The following is a 2,215-nucleotide window of genomic DNA, read 5'->3' on the forward strand; positions in this document are numbered from 1 at the left end:
GCCGTGCTGCGCCAGTTGGTCGAGCGGCGGCGCGCGGCGTTGGCCCATCTGGACGCGCAACTGGCCTCCATGCCAGCCGAGCGGGCGCACGAGGAGGCATTGCCGTGAACGCCCCTGACAAACTGCCGCCCGAGACGCGCCAACCCGTTTCCGGCTACCTGTGGGGTGCGCTGGCCGTGTTGACCTGCCCCTGCCATCTGCCGATTCTCGCCGCCGTGCTGGCCGGGACGACCGCCGGTGCCTTCCTTGGCGAGCATTGGGGTGTTGCCGCGCTCGCGCTGACCGGCTTGTTCGTTCTGGCCGTAACGCGGCTGCTGCGCGCCTTCCGGGGCGGATCATGACGAGTTCGCAGCCCGCCGGATGGACGGCGGCCGAGTTGGCGCAGGCGGCGGCGCGCGGACAGCTTGACCTGCATTACCAGCCGCTGGTCGATCTGCGCGATCACCGGATCGCTGGCGCGGAAGCGTTGATGCGCTGGCGGCATCCGAGGCTTGGCCTGTTGCCGCCCGGCCAGTTCCTGCCGCTGGCCGAGTCGTTCGGCCTGATGCCGGAAATAGGCGCGTGGGTGCTGGGCGAGGCCTGTCGCCAGATGCACAAGTGGCAAGGACCGGCATGGCAACCGTTCCGTCTTGCCATCAATGTGTCCGCCAGCCAGGTTGGGCCAACGTTCGACGACGAGGTAAAGCGGGTGCTGGCCGATATGGCCCTGCCCGCCGAGCTTCTGGAGATCGAACTGACCGAATCGGTCGCATTCGGCAATCCAGCCCTGTTCGCCAGTTTCGACGCCTTGCGCGCCATCGGCGTGCGCTTCGCCGCCGACGACTTCGGCACCGGCTATTCCTGCCTGCAACATCTGAAATGCTGCCCCATCACCACATTGAAAATCGACCAATCCTTTGTCGCCAGGCTCCCGGATGATGCCCGTGACCAAACTATCGTGCGGGCGGTGATCCAGCTCGCGCACGGGCTGGGCATGGATGTCATTTTCAGAAGACGACTGCACCAGTTGATTGGGCGTAATGGCTGTTGTGCAGCCAGCTCCTGACAGTTCAATATCAGAAGTGATCTGCACCAATCTCGACTATGCTCAATACTCGTGTGCACCAAAGCGAGGTGAGCATGGCGACGGACACCCCACGGATTCCAGAACAAGGCGTGGCCACTCTGCCTGATGAGGCTTGGGAGCGTGCGCGCCGTCGTGCGGAGATCATCAGTCCGTTGGCGCAGTCGGAGACGGTCGGGCACGAAGCGGCCGATATGGCGGCTCAGGCGCTGGGCTTGTCTCGGCGCCAGGTATACGTTCTGATCCGGCGTGCCCGGCAAGGCAGCGGCCTCGTGACGGATCTGGTGCCCGGCCAGTCCGGTGGAGGTAAAGGTAAGGGGCGCTTGCCGGAACCGGTCGAGCGCGTCATCCACGAGCTACTGCAAAAGCGGTTCCTGACCAAGCAGAAGCGCAGCCTAGCGGCCTTTCACCGCGAAGTCACTCAGGTGTGCAAGGCTCAAAAACTGCGAGTGCCGGCGCGCAATACCGTGGCCTTACGGATCGCTAGCCTTGACCCGCGCAAGGTCATCCGCCGGCGGGAAGGCCAGGATGCCGCTCGTGACCTACAAGGTGTGGGCGGCGAGCCTCCTGCCGTGACCGCGCCGCTGGAGCAGGTGCAGATAGACCATACGGTCATCGACCTGATCGTGGTCGATGACCGCGACCGGCAACCTATTGGCCGCCCGTACCTGACCCTCGCCATCGACGTGTTCACCCGCTGCGTGCTCGGCATGGTCGTCACGCTGGAAGCGCCGTCTGCCGTTTCGGTTGGCCTGTGCCTCGTGCATGTCGCCTGCGACAAGCGCCCTTGGCTGGAAGGACTGAACGTGGAAATGGATTGGCAGATGAGCGGCAAGCCCTTGCTGCTCTACCTAGACAACGCGGCCGAGTTCAAGAGCGAGGCCCTGCGCCGGGGTTGCGAGCAGCATGGCATCCGGCTGGACTATCGCCCGCTGGGACAGCCGCACTATGGCGGCATCGTGGAACGGATCATCGGCACGGCGATGCAGATGATTCACGACGAACTGCCGGGAACGACCTTCTCCAACCCTGACCAGCGCGGCGACTACGATTCCGAAAACAAGGCCGCCCTGACGCTGCGCGAGCTAGAGCGCTGGCTCACATTGGCGGTCGGCACCTACCACGGTTCGGTGCACAACGGCCTGCTCCAAC

3 protein-coding genes are annotated in these 2,215 nt (G+C 64.7%); all 3 read left to right on the forward strand.

The genetic code is table 11. The features are described from left to right. Window positions 1-104: 104 nt before the first annotated feature. Window positions 105-341 (forward strand): broad-spectrum mercury transporter MerE, encoded by a 237-nt coding sequence (merE, locus tag AACR77_RS04270; protein ID WP_000993386.1) that lies wholly within the window; start codon window positions 105-107, stop codon window positions 339-341. Beyond that, window positions 338-1,045 carry an EAL domain-containing protein gene (locus AACR77_RS04275; protein ID WP_000204520.1) on the forward strand — a complete coding sequence of 236 codons (708 nt, stop codon included), beginning with the start codon at window positions 338-340 and terminating at the stop codon, window positions 1,043-1,045. The genes merE and AACR77_RS04275 overlap by 4 nt, the downstream gene beginning before the upstream one ends. Before the next feature lie 74 nt (window positions 1,046-1,119). Beyond that, a partial coding sequence (locus AACR77_RS04280) for a DNA-binding domain-containing protein (protein ID WP_197055479.1) occupies window positions 1,120-2,215 on the forward strand: 1,096 nt, incomplete at its 3' end.

This window comes from Aeromonas sp. ZOR0002, assembly GCF_963866995.1.
Lineage (GTDB): Bacteria > Pseudomonadota > Gammaproteobacteria > Enterobacterales > Aeromonadaceae > Aeromonas > Aeromonas caviae.